The following is a 23,541-nucleotide window of genomic DNA, read 5'->3' on the forward strand; positions in this document are numbered from 1 at the left end:
GTTCCCATCTCGAACACAGTAGTTAAGCTCATAAACGCCGAAAGTACTTGGCTGGAGACGGCCTGGGAGGATAGGAAGTCGCTGATTAAGCAAAAGACACACCTGAGGGTGTGTCTTTTTTATATATGTACGATTTCCTATCCTACCAGGTTTCCTGGGAAAGGTAGGGTGCGAGACGGCAGAGGAGCGCAGCGATGCATGAAGTCCGCACATTCCCTAAAGGGACTAGCTTCGCGTCGCACTGTATCATCGGAGCGTAAGATTTTCCGAGCTGCGCAGCGGCAATGGGACATCCATAGAAATTTTCTATCTGACAAAGTTATATAAAAAAAGCATGATGTAGGTTTCCTACATCATGCTTTATGGAGCGGGCGAAGGGAATCGAACCCTCCTCTCAAGCTTGGGAAGCTCGCATTCTACCGATGAACTACGCCCGCACGATATATTTATATTATCATATTTATACGAATCTGTGTAGTATTTTCTATTATATTTTATATAAAGTAATAGGTAGCATGCATTACCTGTTCAGGTTTGTATTAATCTAAGCGGATTGATTATTTTCGAAGTGTTGTGTTATCATAGTAAGGAGATAGTGTATTCTTTGGCTATCACCATGGGTTATTTTATTATTTAATAAATTAATTTATATATATGTGTGTTATGTATAGGATGTCATATGAATAGTTTACAACGATTTCTTCAATCAGATTCTGCTGGCGGTGTATCATTACTGATTGCAGCCGTTTTGGGGGTTATTGTGGCAAATTCGCCACTAGCTAATGCTTATTTCAGCTTTATGGAAATTCATTTAGGTCCTATGTCAATTTTAGAATGGGTCAATGATGGGTTAATGGCCATATTTTTTCTATATGTAGGAATAGAAATTAAGACTGAAATGATTTCTGGTGAGTTAAACACTAATTCTAAGCGTTTATTACCAGTATTGGCAGCTTTTGCTGGTGTTGTAACGCCTGCACTTGTATACTTTTTGATTGCTGGTATTGAACCAGAGTATACACATGGTTGGGGGATACCGACGGCTACAGATATTGCCTTTGCTATCGGCGTTATTACCATGTTAGGAAAGCGGGTTTCTCAAGCAATGAAAGCTTTTCTTTCAGCATTGGCTGTTATTGATGATTTAATTGCTATTATAGTAATTGCTATCTTTTATGGTGCTGGTGTAAATTTTCCTTTTTTAATTGCTGCAGCCCTCACAGCTGGTTTACTTGTGTATACAAATAAACAAGGTTATGTTAGACCTATTTTATACATTGTTCTAGGTGGTGTTTTATGGTATTTAGTGCTAAAATCCGGTATTCATGCCACTATTGCTGGTGTAGTATTAGCCATGACTATTCCAGCTATTGGTAAATTAGAGCATCACGTTGTACACCCTATGAGAGCTTGGGCGGATAAACTTAAATATTGGGTAAATTTTTTGATTATCCCACTCTTTAGTTTTCTTAATGCTGGAGTTTCCTTTGGTGATTTCAGTTCTGAACAATTATTCCACCCTGTAGTGTGGGGAATTGCATTAGGTCTTATCATTGGTAAGCAATTTGGTATATTCTCAGCAGTATATATTTTGGTCCAATCGAAAATCATAAAAATGCCCAACAATACCACTTGGGCAGAAGTGTATGGTACATCTATCATCTGTGGTATTGGTTTTACCATGAGTTTATTTGTGTCTACCTTAGCATTTAGCCCTGGGGTTACACAGGAACTGGCTAAAGTAGGCATTTTCATAGGATCTATTGTATCTGGTATTTTAGGTGCCTCTATACTTATGATTGCATCAGTATTACGTAAACCGAAATTGCAAGTGGGTAAATAATATTAATATATAGAAAGGAACACAATGGAACGAATTTTTATTTTTCTCCGTTCTCCAGGTGCAGCTACAACTGTATTATTGGGAGCTACTCTTATTGCTTTAATTGTAGCTAATTCTCCAGCTGCAGCACAGTATATGTCGCTTATCAATCTTCAACTGGGTCCATTAACCGCTATGGAGTGGGTCAATGATGCATTGATGGCCATTTTCTTCTTATTTGTTGGATTAGAGGTAAAACGTGAAATTGTTAGTGGCGAACTTAATACGAATGCAAAACGTATTATGCCTGGTATTGCTGCTGCTTTTGGTGTTATAGTACCAGCAGTTATTTACTATTTCATAGCTGGGCATGATCCAGAATATATACATGGATGGGCTATTCCAACAGCTACTGATATCGCATTCGCTATTGGTGTTATAACAGCTTTAGGCTCAAGAGTACCGAATTCTATGAAAGTATTCTTAACAGCATTAGCTGTTATTGATGATTTAATTGCTATTATCGTTATTGCTATATTCTATGCAGCAAATATTAATGTGTTATATTTGTTTGCTGCTGCAGTGGTCACTGGATTTTTGATATATTGTAACAAAAAAGGATATGTACGTCCACTACCATATATCATTCTTGGGGGAATTCTCTGGTATTGTATTTTGCGCTCTGGTTTACATGCGACCATGGCCGGTGTTATTTTATCTATGACTATTCCTGCACATGGCAAAATTGGACATATGGTAGTACGCCCAATGCAACATTGGGAACATGAATTATCAAACTGGGTAAGCTTTGTTATTGTACCTGTATTTGCCTTTTTTAATGCTGGTGTAAGTCTTGCTGGATTTACAATTGCGGACTTTTCTAACCCAGTTGTACTTGGCGTAGCATTAGGTCTTATTTTGGGTAAGCAAATCGGTATCTTTGGTGCTGTGTTTGCTATGGTTAAACTTGGAATTGTTCCTATGCCAGCAGAAGCAAATTGGAAGTTTGTGTACGGTACGTCCATTGTATGTGGCATCGGTTTTACTATGAGTATTTTTGTATCTATTCTAGCCTTTAATCCTGGACATGCTCAAGAAATGGCTAAGGGCGGCGTATTAATTGGCTCTATTCTATCAGCTATTATTGGCTATATTTTCTTACGCATCGTAGGTTCAAAACGTAAAGAATGTCATATTGGCGTATATCATAATTGTTAGTAGCTTGAATATATATGAGCATATAATTTTTAGATGAATTATTTCTAGATTGTTTAAAAATTTTGTGTATACTAAATTTTTGAAAAGGTTAGGTGTCTATGATTAAAAAAGCATTACTAGTATGCACTGTTCTCTGTGTCACAAATATGATGGCTATTTCTCATGCAAAAACGATTGATAAGGGACAGCGCGGACATCATGTTCAAAAGGTACAAACTATGCTAGTGCATCAGGGATATTTAAAAGAATCTGCAGATGGTATATTTGGTACACGAACAGAACAAGCAGTACGCAAATTTCAAAAGTCTAAGGGTTTATTCGTAGATGGACGTGTTGGCCCTGCTACGATGAAGGCATTAGAGCAACATGAAACTAATTTTATAGATGCTATGACTACACGCAATCATAGTGGTGTACCTAAAAAATATGTAAAAGTTATGACTATGCATGCTAGTGCGTATAGTGCACAAGATCCTGGTAATGGCAATTATACGGCAACAGGTAGTCGATTGAAAAAAGGAATTGTATCTGTTGATCCTAAGGTCATTCCATTAGGTACAAAACTATATATAGAAGGATATGGTTACGCTGTGGCTGATGATGTAGGTGGTGCTATTAAGGGAACACGCATTGACCTAGCCTTTGATAAGCGCTCTGAAGCATTAGCATTTGGTCGCCAATCTATTAAGGTATATGTATTATAATATATTTTATTATGCCCCTTATAAGAATACTCTATTATATTCATTGATAGGGGCTTGAAAGGCTTATTAATTTTATGATTAACATACTCTATTGAAAGAATATTTCAGTAGAGTATTTTTGTTTCTGAAGTATAGAAAATTTGTTTCCGAAGTATAGAAAATCTCAAAATACGAATATTCGGAATTTTATGATATAATACATATAGTTAATAATGTAATTCAGCAAAGGATGGCTTATGGATAAAGTTCGACGCGTGGAAAGAATGGTGGCCATGACTAAATTATTAGTCGATTCGCCACAAAAATTAATTCCGCTAAATTATTTTTGTGATTTCTTTGGCATGGCTAAATCGACGGTTAGCGAAGATTTAACTTGTGTGCGCCAATCTATGGAATATTTTCAACTTGGTACATTGGAAACGGTTGCTGGTGTTGCTGGTGGTGTTCGTTTTATACCTCACCGTCAAGGTAATCAAGCCAATGAAATTTTACGTGATGTACAACAACGATTGCAAGAATCGGATCGCATTATTCCTGGTGGATTTATTTACATGTCTGATATTCTCTATGATTGGCATGTAATGACACGTTTGGGGGAAATCATTATGACTCGATTTGTAAATCGTGACCCAGACTATATTTTGACAGTAGAAACAAAGGGTATACCATTAGCGGTTATGGTGGCAAGAGCTTTCAATAAACCTCTTGTTATAGCTAGACGAGATAGTAAGGTTACAGAAGGGTCTGCCATTAGCATCAATTATGTGACAGGCTCATCAGGCCGTATTCAAACCATGACTCTCACTAAACGCGCCATTCCAGTTAATGCAAAGGTACTCATTATTGATGATTTTATGAAAGCTGGCGGTACTGCGAAGGGGCTTACCGAATTGGTTAGAGAAATGAATGGTAAGGTAGTAGGTACCGGTGTATTAGTAGCTACAGCAGAGCCAAGTCCAAAACTTATCAATGATTATGAATCGCTATTTACATTTCATGGTATTGATGAGAAAACAAATGAAATCCATATTGAACCTGTATTTGATAGTGTACAAAAATAAAATTGAGTAACAATAATAACGTTATATAGAGCAATAGTTTTAAGTATATAATAACCTTAAGCATATAGTAATAGCGCATATGGCAATACATTAAATATACAGTAATAAAATCATATATTATTAAGATACATAGATAGGAGTATAGTATGAATATTGCAAGTCTCATTTTAGCGGCTGGTAAAGGGACCCGTATGAAGTCTAAATTGCCGAAGGTACTTCATAAGGTAGGCGGCAAAGCTATGGTAGAACGTGTGTTGGAAACAGTTCAATCTCTAGGCACTAATAAGGATGTAGTTATCGTTGGTTTTGGCGGTGATGAAGTGCAATCCTATCTTGATGGCCGTGCAGAATTTGTTCGTCAAGAAGAACAGAATGGTACAGGTCATGCTGTAAAGATGGCAGAACCTGTATTAGGGCAGTTTGATGGCACTATTTTGTTATTATGTGGTGATACGCCATTGGTGACAAAGGAAAGTTTAGAAGCACTACTAAAAGAACATTCCTCATCTGGTGCAGCTGCTACTATTCTTACAGCACATATGCCAGATCCTACCGGTTATGGTCGCATTATTCGTAATGAAGATGGTCATGTAGTGCGGATTGTAGAACAAAAAGATGGCAACCCTGAAGAATTAGCCGTTCAAGAAGTGAATACAGGTATGTATGCTTTTGATAGTAAAAAATTATGGCCTTGTTTAGATCAATTATCTGATGACAATGCGCAAGGTGAATTATATATTACGGATGTAGTGGCTATCCTTGTTAATGCCGGTGATAAGGTTAGTGCATATATGACAGACAATTTTGAAGAGTCTTTAGGTGTTAACTCTCGTTTACAACTAGCTGAGGCTGAATCGATTTTGAAGCATCGAAAAAATGTGGAGCTCATGACTGCTGGCGTGACCATTATCGATCCAAATTCTACTTATGTAGCACCAGAAGTTACGGTAGGGGCTGATACTATTTTACATCCAGGTACAATTTTAGAAGGTAACACTATCATTGGGGAAAACTGCGAAATTGGCCCTCATACGCGATTAACAAATGTAACCATAGGTAACCATTCGATTATCCATTTTACTTATGGTCATGATTGTGAAATTAAAGATGGTGTTGATGTAGGTCCTTATGTTCACTTACGCCCTAATACAGTACTTCATAACAATGTTCATATTGGTAATTTTGTAGAAGTGAAGAATAGTAATGTTGGGGTAGGTACAAAGTTCCCGCATCTTTCTTATATTGGCGATAGCGATGTAGGGGCAGGTGTCAACATTGGTTGTGGTACTATTACAGTTAATTACGATGGGAAAATTAAACATCGTACTATCATTGGTGATGGTGCCTTCGTAGGGTGTAACAGCAATTTAGTGGCTCCTGTTACTATCGGCAACTACAGTTATGTAGGGGCAGGTTCTACTATAACGAAAAATGTACCAGATAAAGCTTTGGCGGTAGGTCGTAGCAAACAAATTGTGAAAGAAAACTGGGTAACAGAGGATACTTTTAAAAAGAAATAAAAATTTCTTGTAAATTTTTCACACAAGATGGGAAAAATAGGATACAATAATAGGGCAATATAGTTGTGTATCTGTAATATACATTACATTATGGATAGGTAACCAAGTAAGATTACGGACAGATGAAAGGATATCAAAATGGCATTTGAAGACGGCAAAAAACTTAAAATTTTCACAGGTAATGCGAATCCAGAATTGGCAAAAGAAATTTGTGATTATTTAGGTTTGCCTTTAGGTGAAGCGTTTGTAGGTCGCTTTAACAATGGCGAAGTACAAATTATGATTGATGAAAGCGTACGTGGCAAAGATGTATTTATCATTCAACCAACTAGCTATCCTGTAAATGACAATTTAATGGAGTTAATGGTTATGGCTGATGCATTAAAACGTGCCTCGGCACGTCACATCACCGCTGTAGTACCATACTATGGTTATGCGCGCCAAGATCGCAAAACACGCGGTCGTGAACCAATTACTGCTAAACTAGTGGCTAATTTATTAGAAACAGCGGGTATTACACGTCTAGTAACCATCGATTTACACGCAGGTCAAATCCAAGGCTTCTTCGATGTGCCAGTGGATCATTTATTTGGTGCATCCATCATTGCAAAATATATCAATGAAAAACATATGGAAGATGTTATCGTTGTATCTCCAGATCTTGGCGGTGTAACTCGGGCTCGTGATTTAGCAGATCGTATTGGTGCACCAATCGCGATTATCGAGAAAAAACGTCCTGAGCCAGGCGTAGCAAAGGTAATGAACTTGATTGGTGATGTAAAAGGTAAAAACTGTATTATTATTGACGATATTGTTGATACTGCTGGTTCCCTTGTGGAAGGTGCGAAAGCATTAGAAGAATTCGGCGCTAAATCTGTTACTGCTGCTGTAACACATGCAGTATTAACTGATCCAGCATGTGAACGTATTGCTAACTCTAATATTAAAGAGTTAATCGTAACCAATACAATTCCATTGCGCTGTGAATTGCCAAATGTAACGCAATTGTCTGTAGCACCATTGTTAGGTGAAGCGATTATGCGTATTTTCCATGAAGTATCTGTAAGCAATTTGTTCGATAAATAATAGGTGTTCTTTGAAATTAGTAGTGGGCCTTGGCAATCCAGGGAAACAATATGAGTCTACAAAGCACAATATTGGATTTATGGTTATTGATGCCATAGCTAATGAAGTGAGTCATACGCCGTGGCGCGAAGAACAACATGCTGAGGTATGTGCTATTACTGTAGATGGGGAAAAGGTATTATTGGTAAAACCTCAAACATTTATGAATGTAAGCGGTGAATCTGTGGGTCCTTTGATGCGGTATTATAAAATCTCCCCCGAAGATGTGTATTGCATATATGATGATATGGATTTGCCTATTGGTAAATTGCGTATACGCCCTAATGGGAGTTCTGGTGGTCACAATGGCATTAAATCACTGATTTCCCACATAGGTACGGAACATTTTCCACGCTTTAGGGTTGGTATAGGACGACCATTACCTCAGTGGACTGTTATCGATCACGTATTGGCACCATTTCCTGAGGAAGCGAAGGATGCGGTAGAAAAAGGTATTAAAAATACGGTAAAAGCTGTTCTTGGTACTTTACGGGTAGGAATCGATAAAGGGATGAATTTATATAATCCTAAGCGTAGACCTAGATAAATAAACAGGTGTGAACTTTAAATTGAGGTTCATACCTGTTTTCTTTATAGTGAAAAGTATATGTGATATGTGTAATTGATTACATATTTAATAATTACTTATAATCGAAGCCTGTCTACAATGGAGCTATATTATATGAAACAATTGTTTATGCTAATGAATTAATTGTTTATGTTATTTTATAGAATGAGGAGATTATGGATATACAACAGCGTATGCCTTTTGTAGAGGCATTAGAATTATATAAAGAAGAACATTTTGTACCATTTCACACACCAGGACATAAAATAGGTCATGGTGCACCTTCTACATTAGTGGAATGGATGGAGAATGCATTACCTTATGATTTAGGTGTTATGTATGCGCTAGATGATCTCCATGAGCCAGAAGGTGTTTTACGAGAGGCGCAAGACTTAACTGCTGAATTATATGGTGCTGATTATTGTTGGTTTTCTATTAATGGTACAACCGCACTCATTGAGGCTATGATTATGGGAACCGTGGGACCGGGAGATACGATTATTATTCCACGAGAAGCACATCGATCTGTTGTGAGTGGCCTCGTATTGTCTGGTGCAACACCAGTTTATATGGAGTGTCAGTTTCATGAGCGCTGGGGGATTCCGTTGGGCACTTCTACAGAGGCTGCTATTCAGACTATGGATGCTTATCCTGAGGCTAAAGCTATTTTACTAGTATATCCTAATTATTATGGAGTTGGTGTAGATATTGAGACTATTGTGAAAGCTGCTCACAAGCGTCATATGATAGTTCTTGTTGACGAGGCACATGGACCACATTTGCCTTTTGCTGAATTACTGCCTATTGAGGCGATAGAAGCAGGTGCTGATTTAGTAGCACAGAGCACGCATAAATCGGTAGGATCCTTAACGCAAACATCTTGGTTACTTGGGCGAGAAGGCCATATTAATGTACGTCGTATAACACAGATGCACCAAATGTTACAATCTACTAGCCCTAATTATCTATTCTTAGCATCTCTTGATATGGCGAGGTATCAATTAGCCACAGAAGGAAGAATTTTGGTGGAAAAGGCTGTTGATTTGAGTTTAGAGTTGCGACGTCGATTGATTGATATAGATGGAATTTCCATTATGGACAATATCAGTATAGGTGCTGTGAATTATGATGTTACGAAGGTACTTATCGATGCTAAAGACTTAGGACTTACAGGCGTTGAGTTTGAGCGCTTATTACGAGCTGAACATATTGAAGTAGAGTTGGTTCAAGCACATCATGTATTGGTATTAATTACTATTGGTGATTCCCATGAGTCAATACAACATTTAGTTGATGCAGTACAGCGTATCAGTAATAATTATAAAAAAAAGGCAATAAAAACAACAACCATTGATATGTTATCTAGTATTTTACCCATACCTAAGGTGGTGCTTTCACCACGAGATGCGATGTATAAAAAACGGAAACAAGTACTGTTAAAGGATGCATTGCATTGCATTTCTGGAGAAACCATATCCTATTATCCACCAGGTATTCCGTTTATTGCTGTAGGCGAAGAGATTACAGAATCTGTGTTACAATATATAGAGAAACGGAAGGATCTTGGGTATATCCCAAGTGGAGCTGAAGATATGAGTTTAGAACTGATATGGATTGTAGAGGAGTAAAATGGGGACCTTAATTATAATAGAAGGTGGCGATGGTAGCGGTAAAGCGACGCAAACAAAACGCCTAGTGGAGCGACTCACCGTAGAAGGACATCGTGTGCGCAGTGTTAGTTTTCCAAATTATGACAGCGATGCATCTATGCCTATAAAAATGTACTTATCAGGACAATTTGGCACTGATGTAAATGCTGTTAATCCTTATGTAGCGAGTACTATGTATGCTATCGACCGATTTGCGTCATATCGTACAGATTGGGAAGATTTTTATCAAAGTGGTGGCATCGTTGTAGCAGATCGTTATACGACGTCGAATATGGTGCATCAAATGGTAAAATATGAAAACTCTGAAGATAAAGCAAGTTTTTTAAATTGGTTAGAAGATTTTGAATTTAATAAATTTGGATTACCTCGTCCAGATGTAGTGTGTTTATTAGATGTTCCGCTAGGTGTGACAGAGTCGCTTATGACGGAACGTACTGGTAAAACTGGTGGTAAAACGGGGGATATTCATGAAAATAATCGCATGTATTTGCAGTCTGTGCACGATGCCTATGATGAGCTAGTACAGAAATATAATTGGCAACGTATTAGTTGTACATATACCGATGGTGAAAGTATGGAACAAATGCGTAGTATTGATGATATTCATAATGATGTATATCATATCGTTTCATCATATGTTGGGTCTAACTAGTATTCCCTTTAAAAAGTCGACGACTTCCTTTATAATAGTACTATTGACGGGAATTAATTCGAGGAGGATATATGTCATATTTTGATGCTGTTATAGGTCAAGAGACTATTATACAACACCTAACGGAATTAGTATCTCGCCAAACATTACCACATAGTTTGTTATTCTATGGTGAAGCAGGTCTTGGAAAGCTCGATATGGCTATCGGTTTAGCCTCCTTATTATTAGGGCGCCAAGTGTTTCGCGGTCATAATGGGATTGAGTATCTTCGCGAAGTTACTGATGCGCGCATAGCCAATGGAGAATCAGAGAAGAAAGTTGAATCTGAAGGGCTGCCTATTTATATGGATAAGGGGGATGCTTTTTGGATTCGTCCTATGAAGACAACCTTAAAAGTAGAACAATGGTATACATTATTGCAAGACCATTTAAGCGTAGCTGGACTTGGAAATCGCGTTGTTATTGTAGATGATTTTCACACGGCTAATGCTATTATGGCAAATGCCATGTTAAAAACTATAGAAGAACCACCAGTGAATGTATATTTTATTATTATTACCGATAAAATTAATACAGTTTTACCAACTATTGTATCTCGATGTATGGGGGTCAGTTTTCAGGCTGTTTCGGATGACGCGTTACGCCATGCTTTCAAAGATATCTCTGCAGAGGGAAATCTAGAGGAAGCTATTGCTATGAGCAATGGTAATCCTGCTGTTGTGAAGACCTTGCTTTCACAAGGGTCTATATCTATGCTGGATACGGCGGTGCGATGGATACGATTGTTGGGTACTGATGCTAAGTGGTTTAGTGAGATTGCATTAATATCCGAAAAATTGACTAGAGAAGAGGCATTAGAATTAATGCACTGGCTTCGGTTAGTGGCGCGGGATATGATGGCATTAAAATGTGGTGCATTATCGGCACAATTACAATTGCCTATGCATCGTATTACATTATTGAAAGTATTACCGTTTTGGTCTATGTCTGCGTTGTCGTCGGTGGTGACGGAAACATTAAAAGCAGAACAGGCATTGCGGTTGCATATAAAAATCGCTCTCGTGGTGGACGGTCTTAGTATCGCCCTTCATGATGCTCGTGAGGAGGTTTAGATGGTAACCATCGTTGGCGTACGATTTAAAAAGGCCGGTAAAATTTATTATTTTTTACCAGGAAACAATGAACTAGCTATTAATGATGGAGTCATTGTAGAAACGGCGCGTGGTGTAGAGTTTGGTACCGTTGTTATAGGTCCAAAGGATGTATTTGAAGACACTTTGGTGATGCCGGTAAAACCAGTAATTCGCAAAGCGACACCAAAGGATTTGAGACAAATTGAGAAAAATGCAGAGCGCGAGAAAAAAGCCTTTGACATATGTTTAGAAAAAATTGCAAAACGTAAATTGCCGATGAAGCTTATCAATGTGGAATATACCTTTGATATGAATAAAATCATTTTTTTCTTTACTGCTGATGGACGTATTGATTTTCGTGAGCTTGTTAAGGATTTAGCTAGTGTATTTAGAACTCGCATTGAATTGCGTCAAGTCGGTGTCCGTGATGAGGCTAAGGTTTTAAATGGTATCGGCGCCTGTGGGCGTTCACTATGTTGCTCTACGCATCTCGGTGACTTTACTCCTGTGTCTATTCGTATGGCAAAGGATCAAAACCTTAGCTTGAATCCTACTAAAATTTCTGGTGTATGTGGTCGTTTGATGTGCTGTTTAAATTATGAAGATGATTTATACAAAAAAGGTGGCGACTTGTATGTAAAAACAGAACGCCCTACATCAACATATGATAGTGAACCGCCAGGGATTGGTAAGGAAGTTGTTACTGATGAAGGTATTGGTAAGGTATTAAAGGTCAACTATCATAAGCATACTGTAAAAGTACAATTAGAGGCAGGTCGCACCATAGATTTGAAATGGTCCGATGTGGCATTACCAGATGAGTGATTCTTTACATAATAGGGAGAGCTTAGATGATTTAATTATCGACAATCTCCGTATTTACCAACGAGATGATGAATTTCGATTTTCTTTTGATGCCATAGCACTAGTTCATTTTTGCCGATTCAATGGTCGCCATCGCTATGTTGATTTAGGCACTGGCACAGGTGTATTGCCTTTAGTGGGTACATCATTAGGAGCTGGACATATTACAGGTATTGAAATCAATGTTGTTACGGCCGATTTAGCACAGCGTAGTGTAGCATATAATAATAAATCCGATGTAGTTCACATTGTACAGGGCGATTATCGTCAAATTTCGTATCACCAATTTGGTGCAAAACCCTTTGATGGCGTACTTGTGAATCCACCTTTTTTTGACTATGCTAGTGGTTTGGCGCCTTGTGAGAGGCAGCGACAATTGGCTCTTCATGATAAGCATACATCTCTTGAAGACGTAATAGCGTCTGCGAAGCGATTGGTGAAGTATAAAGGGCGTTTATGGATGGTATATAGCGCACCACGATTAGACTATGCATTACAAGTGTTACGGAATTATAACTTTTCGGTTAAGCGTATGCGTATGGTTCATGGCATGGTGGATAAGCCTGCTAAAATTGTATTAATTGAAGCCATTAGTGGTGGACAGCCAGGTATGATTGTAGAACCACCATTAATTATCTATGTAAAACCACAAGTGTACACAAAGGAGGTGTCCCAGTGGTATGAACGAAAATAAAAAGGGCACCTTATATTTAGTGCCTACACCAATTGGCAACTTAGAAGATATGACATATCGTGCCGTACGTGTTTTAGGCGAAGTGGATGCTATCGCTGCAGAAGATACGAGGCATACTGGCATTCTATTAAAACATTTTGATATTAGTAAACCACTTATTTCGTATCATGAACATAATAAAACAGAAAAGGGCACTGCTATTATTGATATGTTGTTGGAAGGGAAGGACATTGCTTGTGTAAGTGATGCGGGCATGCCTGCCATATCAGATCCTGGTGCTGATTTAGTGGCAAAAGCTATAGATGCAGACCTTGAAGTGGTTCCCTTACCGGGGCCTAATGCAGCATTGACCGCTCTTATTGCATCTAATTTAGATACAAAGCAATTTACTTTTGTCGGCTTTTTGCCTAAACGAGGTAAGCATCGAAATGAAGTATTACAGTTGATGGCTAAACAAACAGGTACATTATTATTTTATGAAGCACCACATCGATTAGAAGAGGTGCTTTTCGATATGTATAAAGTTTTTGGTAACAGGCCTATTACTATTGCTAGAGAGCTAACGAAAAAGTTTCAAACTTTTATGCGTAGTGACTTAGCTAGTATTTGTAAAGATGTAACACAAATTACTTATAAAGGTGAATTTGTCCTTGTTGTAGGAGGCGTTGAAACGGGGACTAATACTGAGGTAGTCACGGATGAGCCTATTTCCTATGAGGAGGAGGTAACAAAATTAATTGCTGGTGGAATGGCTAAGAAAGAAGCCATTCGAGAAGTGGCAAAACGCTTTGGTGTATCACGGCGGGATGTATATAATCTAGTAGAACGTCAATAACAACGATAATCATATATGGCGATATATTAGTGGACGTTCAGCTTTCATAGATATGGTTATATACATAGTTACTATACATTGTGAACATTGATATAGAATATTTAATAGAGTTATTGTGATTAAGGAGTATACGATGGGTCAATCGAAAAAAACATATTATATTACAACCCCAATTTACTATCCAAGTGCCAAATTGCATATTGGTCATACATATTGTACATCTGTAGCCGATACGATTGCGCGTTTTAAACGCCTTGTTGGCTATGATGTACGTTTCTTAACTGGTTCTGATGAACACGGTCAAAAAATTCAACGTGCTGCAGAAGCAGAAGGTATTACACCATTAGAGTATACTACGAATATCGTGAATGGGTTTAAAGCGTTATGGGAAAAAATGCATATTTCCAATGATGATTTCATTCGTACTACTGATGCACGCCATGAAAAAGTAGTGCAAGAACTATTCACAAAAGCTTATGAAAAAGGCGACATTTACAAGGCAGAATATGAAGGTTGGTATTGTACACCTGACGAAACATTCTGGACAGAACAAAAATTAGGACCTAATCATACATGTCCAGATTGTGGTCGACCTGTAGAACGGGTTAAAGAAGAAAGTTATTTCTTTAAACTCGGTAAATATACTGACCAATGGCTTCAATTTATCGAAGAAAATCCAGATTTTATCCAACCAGAATCTCGCCGTAATGAAATGATTCAATTCGTAAAACAAGGTTTAGAAGATCTTGCTGTATCTCGTACATCCTTTGATTGGGGGATTAAGGTGCCATTTGACCCTAAACATGTTGTATACGTATGGTTTGATGCATTGGTGAACTACATTAGTGCATTAGCACCATTTGATGGGGATGGCGAATTATATAAACGGTATTGGCCAGCCGACCTTCATTTAGTGGGTAAAGAAATCGTTCGTTTCCATACTATTATTTGGCCTATGATGCTCATGAGTTTAGAGCTACCTATTCCTAAAAAAGTATTTGGTCACGGTTGGATGATTGTGGACGGTACAAAAATGAGTAAGTCCTTGGGTAATGTTATCGATCCAAATCCGTTGATTGATACGTATGGTGCAGATTCTTTACGTTACTATTTATTGTCCGAAATCCAATTAGGTAATGATGGTAATTTTACTTTGCCTAATTTTGTTACTAAAATTAATGCTGATTTGTCTAATGACTTAGGCAATCTTTTAAATCGTACCATTGCGATGATTCAAAAATATCATGATGGTGTGATTACGAAAACGGCTGATATAGATGAACTTGATAAGGAAATATCTACATTAGCAGAGAAAACAGTGGCTGATTTTGAAGCACAAATGGAGGCTATGGAAATCAATAAAGCTCTTAAAACAGTATGGGCTTTCATCGGTCGTATGAATAAATATATTGATGAAACTATGCCGTGGGTATTGGCGAAGAGTGAAGCTGAATCTGATGTGCTACGTTTGCAATCCGTTATGTATCATTTGGCTGAAAGCTTGCGTATCATTGCTGTATTGGTGAGCCCTGTTATTCCTGTAGGGGCACCTAAAATTTGGAATCAGTTAGGTTTAGCAGGTTTTAATGAGGCACAACTTGATACAGTCCGTACTTGGGGTGGTATTGAATCCGGTACAACTGTTGTGAAAGGTGAACCAATTTACCCTCGTTTTGAAATTCCTGAAATGGTAGATGTTGTAGAAACTGAGAAAGACGTAGAAGAAGTAGATACTTCGGCGATTCCTCCTTTAAAAGAACATATTACATACGATGATTTTGATAAATTAGATCTTCGTGTTGCTAAGGTATTAACTTGTGAAAAGGTACCAAAATCTAAAAAATTATTGAAATTCACTTTGGATATTGGCTTGGAAGAGCGTACCGTAGTGAGCGGTATTTCTCAATATTATGAACCAGAGCAAATGATTGGTAAAAAAGTTATTTACTTAGCGAATTTGGCGCCTAAAAAATTGATGGGCATTGAGTCATACGGTATGATTTTATCTGGTTCTGATTGGGAAGAAAATCTCGAAGTCACTAATATTGAGTCTTTACCAGCAGGGAGCATTGTTAAATAATGAAACTCTTTGATACCCATGCTCACATTAACGATAATCGCTTCGATAATGATAGAGCTGATATGATTCAATCTTGCTTTGATGCTGGTGTTGAATATATTATGATTCCTGGTGTTGACAGAGGCACTGTAGAATCAGGTGTAGCATTAGCAGAAGCGTATTCTAATCTCTATGCTGCTGCAGGTACCCATCCACATGAATCAAAAGATTTTACAGATGCTGATTATGAATATTATAAGGAATTAGCATTGCACCATGATAAGGTGCGCGCTATTGGTGAAATTGGTTTAGATTATTATTATGATTTTTCTGATAGAGATACACAAAAACGTGTGTTTGTTTGTCAATTAGAATTAGCTCGTGATGTAGATTTGCCAATTATCATTCACGATCGTGATGCGCATGGTGCTATTATGGATATTCTTCGCAATGAAGGGAAAGGTAACTGGGGTATATTCCACTGTTATTCTGGCAGCTGGGATATGGCAAAGGAACTCATTAAAATGGGATATTATATTTCCTTTGCTGGGCCTGTAGTGTTCCCTAAGTCTACATCATTAAAAGAAGTGGCAAGACAAGTGCCGTTAGATCGTATTCTTATTGAAACAGATTCACCATATTTGACGCCACCTCCATTTAGAGGACGTCGAAATGACCCTAGCAAAACACAGTTTGTAGCTGAGGAAATTGCAGTGTTAAAAGGAATGGATGCAAATGAATTTGCCGCTATTGCTTATGAAAATGGGAAACGAGTATTTGGCATCGAGTAATATAAACGCGGTTCTTCTTCGGAAGAACCGCGTTTTTCTATGTTATACTTAATATATATAATCTATACACAATAAGGGTTTCGTGTATGAGAAGGATGATAGTATGGAACGTATTGCATTTATTGATTTAGGATCGAACTCAGTTCGTTTTGTTATATATGAAATTTCAGATACCGGCAGTTATCGACTCATTTATCAAGAAAAGGATAGTATTCGCCTTAGTGAAAATATGTGGGGTCGTCATGCACTTACTGAAGAGGCTATGGCGCGTGCATTGCGATCATTGCAATCTTTTGTGCATATGGCAGAGGCTATGGATGTAGACAGCATTAAAGCTGTAGCAACAGCTGCGGTGCGTTTAGCCAATAATGGAAACGATTTTATTGAACGCGTAAAAGCTGAAACAGGGCTCATTTTAGAATGTATTTCTGGTGAAGAAGAAGCCCGTTTAGGTTTTCTAGGGGTTATTAATACCATTGGGCTCAATGATTTTGTTATTTTTGATTTAGGTGGGGCTAGTACAGAAGTGACACTCGTTAAGAATCGTAATATTAAATATTCTACGAGTCTTCCTATTGGCGCCTTAACACTAACTGGAACGTATCAAAAAGGAGATGAGTTAACAGATAAAGAATATCAGAAGATGGTGAAAGTTATTAAAGCAACCATCAGTGAACATAGTTGGCTAAAGAATGCCAAGATACCGCTCTTAGGTATTGGTGGGACGGCACGAAATATAGCTAAAATGGATCAACGTAAATTATCCTATCCCATCACAAAGCTTCATAATTATGAAGTTCCATACCACAGATTTATAGAATTATTAGATGAGGTTAAATCAAAACCATTAGCTCAACGAAAAAAAATCAGTGGACTCTCTTCTGAACGAGCGGATATTATCATTGCAGGCATGACCATCGTGCAAGAATTATTTAATTATGTAAATAGTAAAACCATCGTCGTTGGAGGTTCCGGTTTACGGGAAGGTCTGTTTTATGATTACTATGGAACACAATATTTAGGTGGCAATCCTATTATTCCTGATATTTTGATTCACTCTGCTGAAAATGTATTATTAGGGATGACTAAACACGAATTAGTCCATGCTAAATATATTGCTAAATTGGCGGACACCTTGTTTATCCAATGGAAACCACTGCATAAAGCGGATATTAATTTACGTCGTTGTTTACAAGTAGCTGCTTTATTACATGACATAGGAAAACGAGTTAACTATTATAGCCATGCACGTCATGGCTGTTATATGTTGGTGAATAGTAATCTATATGGAATTAGTCATGTAGAACAAGCCTTTTGTGCATTTCTTGTGATGAATTCTCACGGTTTGACACCTAAGGAATATAAAAATTTCTTGTATGGTAAATTATTAGATGATGAACAGCGTTTGATGGGACAAAAATTAGCGATAATTTTGGCCATTGCTGAGGCTCTTGATGAAAGTCATGAACAGTTGATTTCTGAGGTACGTACAAAAATAAATACAGATGATGTATATCTTACTATTATGTACCCAAAGGAACGAGATATTTCTGTTACTGAAGCAGCAGTTAATAAATTAGTGAAAGCTTTTAAAAAAGAATTTAAACGTCATTTACATATAGAATGGTTCTCTCGATAGGAGGTTTATATGGCATTACCAAAAGTTCTTCGATATGCGATTTTGCATGTCGGATCCAGTAGTATGAGCATTACTATATTAGAGTACGCCGGTATTGATGATGTAAGGGTCATTGATTATGCATCGAGAGAGGTGACATTTGGAGAAGAATTATTTCAAACGTCACGGCTCAGTTTTAAAACCATAGAAGAAATTTGTAGCATTCTAAAAGGCTATAAACAATTAATGATGGACTATAATGTGACACGTAGTCGATTATACGGTACAACAGTGATTCGAGAGGCTCATAATCGACGTAGCATTTTAGATCAAATTTTTATTCAAACCGGTATGCGAGTAGAAGTTATCGACATGCCGAAGGAAGTCTATTTTAAGTACGCTTTGCTCTATTATGAAATGATGTATTGCCAGAAAGCTGTAGATCCATCAAAGGCGTGTTTATTTGTGGATATTACGTCTGGCGGTGTGGGACTAACGGTGTGGAAAGGGGAACGCCTATTATTTCAGCGGAATATGCATAGTGGGTCTTTGCGTGTTATGGAATCTTTTAATCGCAATCAACGGGCATCGATTTCTTTTAGCAGGGCTATTACAGAATATTTGCATCGTATGATTAGTCCATTGCGAGAAGAGTTGCAAACCTTTGATATAGACAGCATTATTCTCTCTGGTGATGAAGCTCGTTTAATGGCACAATTAATGGGATATAATCAATCTGAATCTTTTATTACTATCAGTCCAGATCCTTTTAATGAATTGATTAGTTCCTTTGATGGTATAACGGCTACTAAATTAATCAGTCGCTATAAAATACCTGAATTTAAAGCTAATATTTTGATGCCTATGATGATTTTGTTTTATGAAATTATTTCAGCTATTGAACCAGCACAGTTGATATTTAGTAGTTTTTCCTTTTCCCAAGGGATTAGTTGGTTTTATGGTGTGGAAGCGGAAAATAATCCCTATATGTATCAGTTGCGAGAGCAAAATGCTGATTTAGCTAGAGCTATTGCGGCGCGTTATCATACGGATGCAGTGCATGATAAAGAGGTAGAGCGGTTTAGCTCGTTGTTCTGCAATGCATTACGCCATAAAGGATTACCAGAACGATGGGGATATTTGTGCCGTATTGCATCTATACTTTGTTCAGTAGGTAAATTTGTAAGTCTACGTAATCATGGTGAACACGCGTATCATATCGTTATGGGCACCGATATATTTGGACTTTCAGAAGAAGAAAAACAAGTAGTAGCCACCGTGGTATATTACCATTACAAAGGTAATCCATCTGACGATGACGAGTATTTTAGAGTGCTTACGGAGTTGCAAAAAATACAAGTAACTAAGTTAGTCGCAATTATTCGCGTAGCCTGTGCCCTTGATGCAGGGAGCAATCAAAAGGTTGAAGATATACGCATAGAAGAAGTGGAAAATACACTAGTTGTGCATGTAAAAACAAAGGAAAATATATCCTTAGAATGGTGGACCTTCAATCGTGATGCTCTATATTTCAGTGAAATATTTGGTATGGAAATTTCATTGGCCATAGGAGGGGTGTAGATGTTTACAAGTCCTAAATATTATTTTAATCGTGAATTATCATGGTTAAAGTTTAATCAACGGGTATTGTTAGAATCAATGGATACGACGAACCCGTTGATGGAACGATTACGATTTTTAGCTATTGCTGGGGCAAATTTAGATGAGTTTTTTATGATTCGCGTTGCAGGTCTTCGCCATCAAGCCATGAATGGTATCGTAAAATATGATGCCGCCCATATGGATGCAAAGGCACAGCTAAAAGCTATCGATGAGTCTGTGCAACGTTTAGTGTCTATGCAGTATACATATTTGCATACAGTATTAGAGGAATTAGAATCATATGGATTTTATTTTACGACTCCTGATGCGTTAGATGTAGAAACTAAAACATGGTTGCGCCATTATTTTGAAGAGCAAGTGTATCCTGTAGTTACGCCGTTGGCAGTAGATTCTGGACATCCATTTCCTTTCCTTGCTAATCATACGATGAATGCTATTGTTCGCATATTTCAAGTGCAGTCAGATGGAACGAAAGAGTATAAGATTGCTATTTTGCCAATTCCTTCTGTTTTAGACCGGATTATTGAAGTGCCTACTAAACATAATAAAGAGCATTGTTTCGTATATTTAGAAGATGTTATCACTTATTATGCAACACAATTTTTCCAAGGTTATGGAATAGAAGAGTATATGATTTTCCGTATTACTCGTGATGCAGATTTAGAAATAGATGAAGCTGAGGCTACTGATTTACTTACCGAAGTAGAAGCGTCCTTGCGACGTCGTAGACGTGGTGATGCAGTGCGCATAGAAGTAGCTGGTATGGGTGCAAAAGATTTACTTGGCATTGTGTTGCGCAGTGTTGAGCTAGAAGAAAAGGATGTTTATCGTATTGATGGTCATTTAGATTGTCGTATGTATTTTGATTTTTCAAATTATCCTGGTTATGATGATTTACGATATAAGCCATTTGAACCGAAGCCACCAAGTGAGTTAATTGGTTGTGAAGAAGACAGTATATTAGATATTATTCGTAAACGCGATATTTTTGTACATCATCCATTCGAGTCTTTCAATGTAGTTGAGCAATTTGTTGCACAAGCTGCCATAGATCCTAATGTATTGGCTATTAAGCAGACCTTATATCGCGTTAGCGGTGATTCTCCGATTATTTCAGCCCTTATTAAGGCAGCTGATAATGGGAAGCAAGTAACGGTATTAATGGAAGTAAAAGCTCGTTTTGATGAAGAAAATAACATTATTATGGCTCGTAGATTAGAAAAAGCTGGGTGTCATGTTATTTATGGATTAAAAGGGCTAAAGACTCATTCTAAAATTACTATGGTGGTCCGTCGAGAAGAGGACGGTATCCGTCGTTATGTTCATTTGGCTACAGGCAATTATAATGGGAAAACTGCTCGTATTTATACAGATTGTGGTATTTTCACTTGTAATGACGAATATGGTGCTGATGCATCGCGATTCTTTAACCTTATTTCGGGATATTCAGATCCACCGATTTGGAATAAATTTATCGTGGCGCCTCTTAATTTGAGAGAACGCATTATGGCTCTTATTGAAGAAGAAATTGAAGCTGCTAAGTGTGGAGAAGAAGGATATATTATTGCCAAGATGAATTCGTTGTTAGATAAACGAGTTATTGCCAAGCTGTATGAGGCTTCTTCGCATGGCGTAAAAATAGATTTAATTGTTCGTGGTATTTGTACATTGCGTCCTGGTATTCCTGGCGTTAGTGATCATATTACAGTGCGGTCTATTGTAGGGCGTTTTTTAGAACATCATCGTTTATTTTATTTTAGAAATAGAGGTAATGATAAAATCTTCCTTTCCAGTGCAGATTGGATGCCTCGAAACTTAAATGAACGGGTAGAGCTTATGATTCCGATTGAAGATAAACGTCATAAAGCACGAATTAAATGTATTTTAGATTTATATTTAGCAGACACCTTGAAAGCACATGTGATGAGAGCTGATGGTTCTTATAAACGTCCTAGTGATGAGGAGGGGCCATTATCTGCACAAGAAGAGCTGATGGAGGCAGCAAATACACAAGAAATTAAAGAGCATATGACCGTTATTGAGCGATTTAAGCCTATGTTTAAAATGAAAGAATAATGAAATATAATGCAGTGTATATAGTTCTACAATTATTTGTATGATTATGATTAAAAAATACTGTATTTATCTATATTTTTACTTCCACATTATTTTGTGAATGAAATAAAAATGAAATTTAATAAATTTTTATAAATGTTGGTAACAATATAAAAACTCATAAAAATACATATTAAAAAATAAAAATACTATATATACTATATATAGTGGTAGTACCATATATATATGCACAATTTTGCTTATATAGTATGTTATCGATAATAATCAATATGTGTTTGTGTGGTGGACATATTTAGAAAAAAACATATATAGATAAAATAAGAATTCAATATTTATAAGCGTTTATAGCTTATTGTTAACCATTGCTGTTTGACAGGTTGTATCTAACTGTAGTAGAATGTGTGTATTACAGGAGGGATTTCAACATGAAAATTCAAAAAACACACAAGCGATATGTATCGTCTGTGGTTGCTGGATTGATGGTAACTGCAATAACCCTAACTGGTTTTTCTTATAATGATAAGACTGTTACAATTATGGCTGATGGTGCGGCACATACTGTTAAGACTCATTTAAATTCTAATGAGGGTATTGTGCGTAATGCAGGTATTCAACTAAGTCCAAAAGATAAGGTTCTAAGTGATTCTAGTACTGTTCAGAATGGATCTACTTTAACTGTTGTTAGAGCATTTCCCGTGTCTGTTACTGTAAATGGTAAAACTAGAGTTGTATATACTACACAAACAACCGCAGCAGATTTAGCTAATGAATTGGGCTTTAAATCGCCTAATTATACAACAACAACTGATGGTGCTATTCAAAATGGTAGCGCGATTACAATTTTACAAGTCACCAGTCGTTCTCTTAATACCGTGAATAAAGATATTCCTGTTCAGGTAATTCGTGAAAAAGATGATACTATGGCATTAGGTGAGGAACGAGTAGTTCAAGTTGGACAACCTGGTTCTGAACAAGTGCAAGTTGAAACATTGTATAATAATGGTACAGTGATTAAAACAAATGATTTGTCTAAACAAGTCATAACAAATATGACACCTACTATTATTAAAGAAGGTACACGTGAGGTCACTACATCTAGCAATGTAGCTGGTCGTGCATCTCGTGCTATCGTAATGGAAGCATCTGCTTACCTTGCTAGTGATGGCGATGGATATGGCATTACTGCTACAGGTATTCCTGCGGTGCGCGGTGTTGTTGCTGTTGATCCTGATGTAATTCCATTGGGAACACGCTTATTTATCCCTGGCTATGGTGAGGCTGTAGCAGCAGATACAGGTGGCGCGATTATCGGAAACAAAATTGACTTAGTTATGGATTCCTACGGTGAGGCGATGGATTTTGGTCGCCGAGACGTTACTGTATATGTGTTAGATTAATATAATCATATATGATGGATACTATCTCTTAATATAGGCTTATAGGACAAAAAGTGTGTGTAAAAACCCTTGTAATACTAGTAAATATCTAGTGTTATAAGGGTTTAATCT

19 protein-coding genes, 1 tRNA gene and 1 rRNA gene are annotated in these 23,541 nt (G+C 37.3%); 20 read left to right on the forward strand and 1 reads right to left on the reverse strand.

From position 1 onward, the window contains the following. A 5S ribosomal RNA gene (rrf, locus tag EO120_RS08320) occupies positions 1-87 on the forward strand; the annotation flags it as partial. 276 nt (positions 88-363) lie between these two features. Here rrf and EO120_RS08325 read toward each other — a convergent pair. Beyond that, positions 364-437: transfer RNA gene (locus tag EO120_RS08325), tRNA-Gly, on the reverse strand. Positions 438-679: 242 nt separating this feature from the next. On the opposite strand from EO120_RS08325, the gene nhaA (EO120_RS08330) reads away from it, so the two are divergent. From nhaA (EO120_RS08330) to EO120_RS08420, 19 genes are all read left to right on the forward strand, one after another. Further along, positions 680-1,843, forward strand: coding sequence for a Na+/H+ antiporter NhaA (gene nhaA / locus EO120_RS08330; protein WP_127135017.1), 1,164 nt, complete (start codon positions 680-682; stop codon positions 1,841-1,843). 24 nt (positions 1,844-1,867) lie between these two features. Continuing rightward, positions 1,868-3,040, forward strand: a complete 1,173-nt coding sequence (gene nhaA / locus EO120_RS08335; RefSeq protein ID WP_127135018.1) for a Na+/H+ antiporter NhaA — start codon at positions 1,868-1,870, stop codon at positions 3,038-3,040. A 98-nt stretch (positions 3,041-3,138) separates the two neighbouring features. Beyond that, on the forward strand, positions 3,139-3,744 hold the full coding sequence (locus EO120_RS08340) for a peptidoglycan-binding protein (RefSeq protein WP_127135035.1): 606 nt from the start codon (positions 3,139-3,141) through the stop codon (positions 3,742-3,744). A gap of 236 nt (positions 3,745-3,980) precedes the next feature. Then, the gene (gene purR / locus EO120_RS08345) at positions 3,981-4,805 is read left to right on the forward strand and encodes a pur operon repressor (RefSeq protein ID WP_127135019.1); all 825 of its coding nucleotides are present in this window, start codon (positions 3,981-3,983) and stop codon (positions 4,803-4,805) included. Between the two features lie 146 nt (positions 4,806-4,951). Then, positions 4,952-6,325, forward strand: coding sequence for a bifunctional UDP-N-acetylglucosamine diphosphorylase/glucosamine-1-phosphate N-acetyltransferase GlmU (gene glmU, locus EO120_RS08350; protein ID WP_127135020.1), 1,374 nt, complete (start codon positions 4,952-4,954; stop codon positions 6,323-6,325). Positions 6,326-6,463: 138 nt separating this feature from the next. After that, positions 6,464-7,411: a ribose-phosphate diphosphokinase gene (locus EO120_RS08355; RefSeq protein ID WP_127135021.1), complete on the forward strand. Its 948-nt coding sequence runs from the start codon at positions 6,464-6,466 to the stop codon at positions 7,409-7,411. 10 nt (positions 7,412-7,421) lie between these two features. Further along, entirely contained in the window at positions 7,422-7,997 is a 576-nt protein-coding gene (gene pth, locus EO120_RS08360) for an aminoacyl-tRNA hydrolase (RefSeq protein ID WP_127135022.1), read from the forward strand. A 197-nt stretch (positions 7,998-8,194) separates the two neighbouring features. Next, a complete protein-coding gene (locus EO120_RS08365) occupies positions 8,195-9,646 on the forward strand; it encodes an aminotransferase class I/II-fold pyridoxal phosphate-dependent enzyme (protein ID WP_127135023.1) in 1,452 nt (483 codons plus the stop codon). 1 nt (position 9,647) lies between these two features. After that, positions 9,648-10,340 (forward strand): dTMP kinase, encoded by a 693-nt coding sequence (locus EO120_RS08370; protein ID WP_127135024.1) that lies wholly within the window; start codon positions 9,648-9,650, stop codon positions 10,338-10,340. A 71-nt stretch (positions 10,341-10,411) separates the two neighbouring features. Beyond that, entirely contained in the window at positions 10,412-11,452 is a 1,041-nt protein-coding gene (locus EO120_RS08375) for a hypothetical protein (RefSeq protein ID WP_127135025.1), read from the forward strand. Further along, entirely contained in the window at positions 11,453-12,298 is an 846-nt protein-coding gene (locus EO120_RS08380; protein ID WP_127135026.1) for a PSP1 domain-containing protein, read from the forward strand. Then, complete coding sequence (locus EO120_RS08385; protein WP_127135027.1) at positions 12,291-13,031, forward strand: tRNA1(Val) (adenine(37)-N6)-methyltransferase; 741 nt, start codon at positions 12,291-12,293, stop codon at positions 13,029-13,031. The genes EO120_RS08380 and EO120_RS08385 overlap by 8 nt, the downstream gene beginning before the upstream one ends. Continuing rightward, positions 13,018-13,866, forward strand: a complete 849-nt coding sequence (rsmI, locus tag EO120_RS08390) for a 16S rRNA (cytidine(1402)-2'-O)-methyltransferase (RefSeq protein ID WP_127135028.1) — start codon at positions 13,018-13,020, stop codon at positions 13,864-13,866. The genes EO120_RS08385 and rsmI overlap by 14 nt, the downstream gene beginning before the upstream one ends. A 133-nt stretch (positions 13,867-13,999) precedes the next feature. Beyond that, positions 14,000-15,946, forward strand: a complete 1,947-nt coding sequence (gene metG / locus EO120_RS08395) for a methionine--tRNA ligase (protein WP_127135029.1) — start codon at positions 14,000-14,002, stop codon at positions 15,944-15,946. Then, positions 15,946-16,716, forward strand: coding sequence for a TatD family hydrolase (locus tag EO120_RS08400; RefSeq protein ID WP_127135030.1), 771 nt, complete (start codon positions 15,946-15,948; stop codon positions 16,714-16,716). The genes metG and EO120_RS08400 overlap by 1 nt, the downstream gene beginning before the upstream one ends. Before the next feature lie 103 nt (positions 16,717-16,819). Then, entirely contained in the window at positions 16,820-18,355 is a 1,536-nt protein-coding gene (locus tag EO120_RS08405) for a Ppx/GppA phosphatase family protein (protein ID WP_127135031.1), read from the forward strand. Between the two features lie 9 nt (positions 18,356-18,364). Beyond that, positions 18,365-19,915, forward strand: a complete 1,551-nt coding sequence (locus tag EO120_RS08410; RefSeq protein ID WP_127135032.1) for a Ppx/GppA phosphatase family protein — start codon at positions 18,365-18,367, stop codon at positions 19,913-19,915. Then, the gene (gene ppk1 / locus EO120_RS08415; protein WP_127135033.1) at positions 19,916-22,033 is read left to right on the forward strand and encodes a polyphosphate kinase 1; all 2,118 of its coding nucleotides are present in this window, start codon (positions 19,916-19,918) and stop codon (positions 22,031-22,033) included. 425 nt (positions 22,034-22,458) lie between these two features. Continuing rightward, a complete protein-coding gene (locus EO120_RS08420) occupies positions 22,459-23,430 on the forward strand; it encodes a 3D domain-containing protein (RefSeq protein ID WP_127135034.1) in 972 nt (323 codons plus the stop codon). The last annotated feature ends 111 nt before the right edge of the window (positions 23,431-23,541 follow it).

It is taken from the genome of Veillonella caviae (assembly GCF_003992125.1).
Classification (GTDB): Bacteria; Bacillota; Negativicutes; order Veillonellales; family Veillonellaceae; genus Veillonella; species Veillonella caviae.

Excerpts from the sequence above, each read along its gene's own strand:
- EO120_RS08410 (WP_127135032.1), top strand. The coding sequence starts at position 18,365 with ATGGCATTACCAAAAGTTCTTCGATATGCGATTTTGCATGTCGGATCC.
- EO120_RS08385 (WP_127135027.1), top strand. The coding sequence starts at position 12,291 with ATGAGTGATTCTTTACATAATAGGGAGAGCTTAGATGATTTAATTATC.
- rsmI (WP_127135028.1), top strand. The coding sequence starts at position 13,018 with ATGAACGAAAATAAAAAGGGCACCTTATATTTAGTGCCTACACCAATT.
- EO120_RS08365 (WP_127135023.1), top strand. The coding sequence starts at position 8,195 with ATGGATATACAACAGCGTATGCCTTTTGTAGAGGCATTAGAATTATAT.
- EO120_RS08375 (WP_127135025.1), top strand. The coding sequence starts at position 10,412 with ATGTCATATTTTGATGCTGTTATAGGTCAAGAGACTATTATACAACAC.
- metG (WP_127135029.1), top strand. The coding sequence starts at position 14,000 with ATGGGTCAATCGAAAAAAACATATTATATTACAACCCCAATTTACTAT.
- EO120_RS08370 (WP_127135024.1), top strand. The coding sequence starts at position 9,648 with ATGGGGACCTTAATTATAATAGAAGGTGGCGATGGTAGCGGTAAAGCG.
- EO120_RS08355 (WP_127135021.1), top strand. The coding sequence starts at position 6,464 with ATGGCATTTGAAGACGGCAAAAAACTTAAAATTTTCACAGGTAATGCG.
- ppk1 (WP_127135033.1), top strand. The coding sequence starts at position 19,916 with ATGTTTACAAGTCCTAAATATTATTTTAATCGTGAATTATCATGGTTA.
- EO120_RS08340 (WP_127135035.1), top strand. The coding sequence starts at position 3,139 with ATGATTAAAAAAGCATTACTAGTATGCACTGTTCTCTGTGTCACAAAT.
- glmU (WP_127135020.1), top strand. The coding sequence starts at position 4,952 with ATGAATATTGCAAGTCTCATTTTAGCGGCTGGTAAAGGGACCCGTATG.
- EO120_RS08380 (WP_127135026.1), top strand. The coding sequence starts at position 11,453 with ATGGTAACCATCGTTGGCGTACGATTTAAAAAGGCCGGTAAAATTTAT.
- nhaA (WP_127135017.1), top strand. The coding sequence starts at position 680 with ATGAATAGTTTACAACGATTTCTTCAATCAGATTCTGCTGGCGGTGTA.
- purR (WP_127135019.1), top strand. The coding sequence starts at position 3,981 with ATGGATAAAGTTCGACGCGTGGAAAGAATGGTGGCCATGACTAAATTA.
- nhaA (WP_127135018.1), top strand. The coding sequence starts at position 1,868 with ATGGAACGAATTTTTATTTTTCTCCGTTCTCCAGGTGCAGCTACAACT.
- EO120_RS08420 (WP_127135034.1), top strand. The coding sequence starts at position 22,459 with ATGAAAATTCAAAAAACACACAAGCGATATGTATCGTCTGTGGTTGCT.
- EO120_RS08405 (WP_127135031.1), top strand. The coding sequence starts at position 16,820 with ATGGAACGTATTGCATTTATTGATTTAGGATCGAACTCAGTTCGTTTT.
- EO120_RS08400 (WP_127135030.1), top strand. The coding sequence starts at position 15,946 with ATGAAACTCTTTGATACCCATGCTCACATTAACGATAATCGCTTCGAT.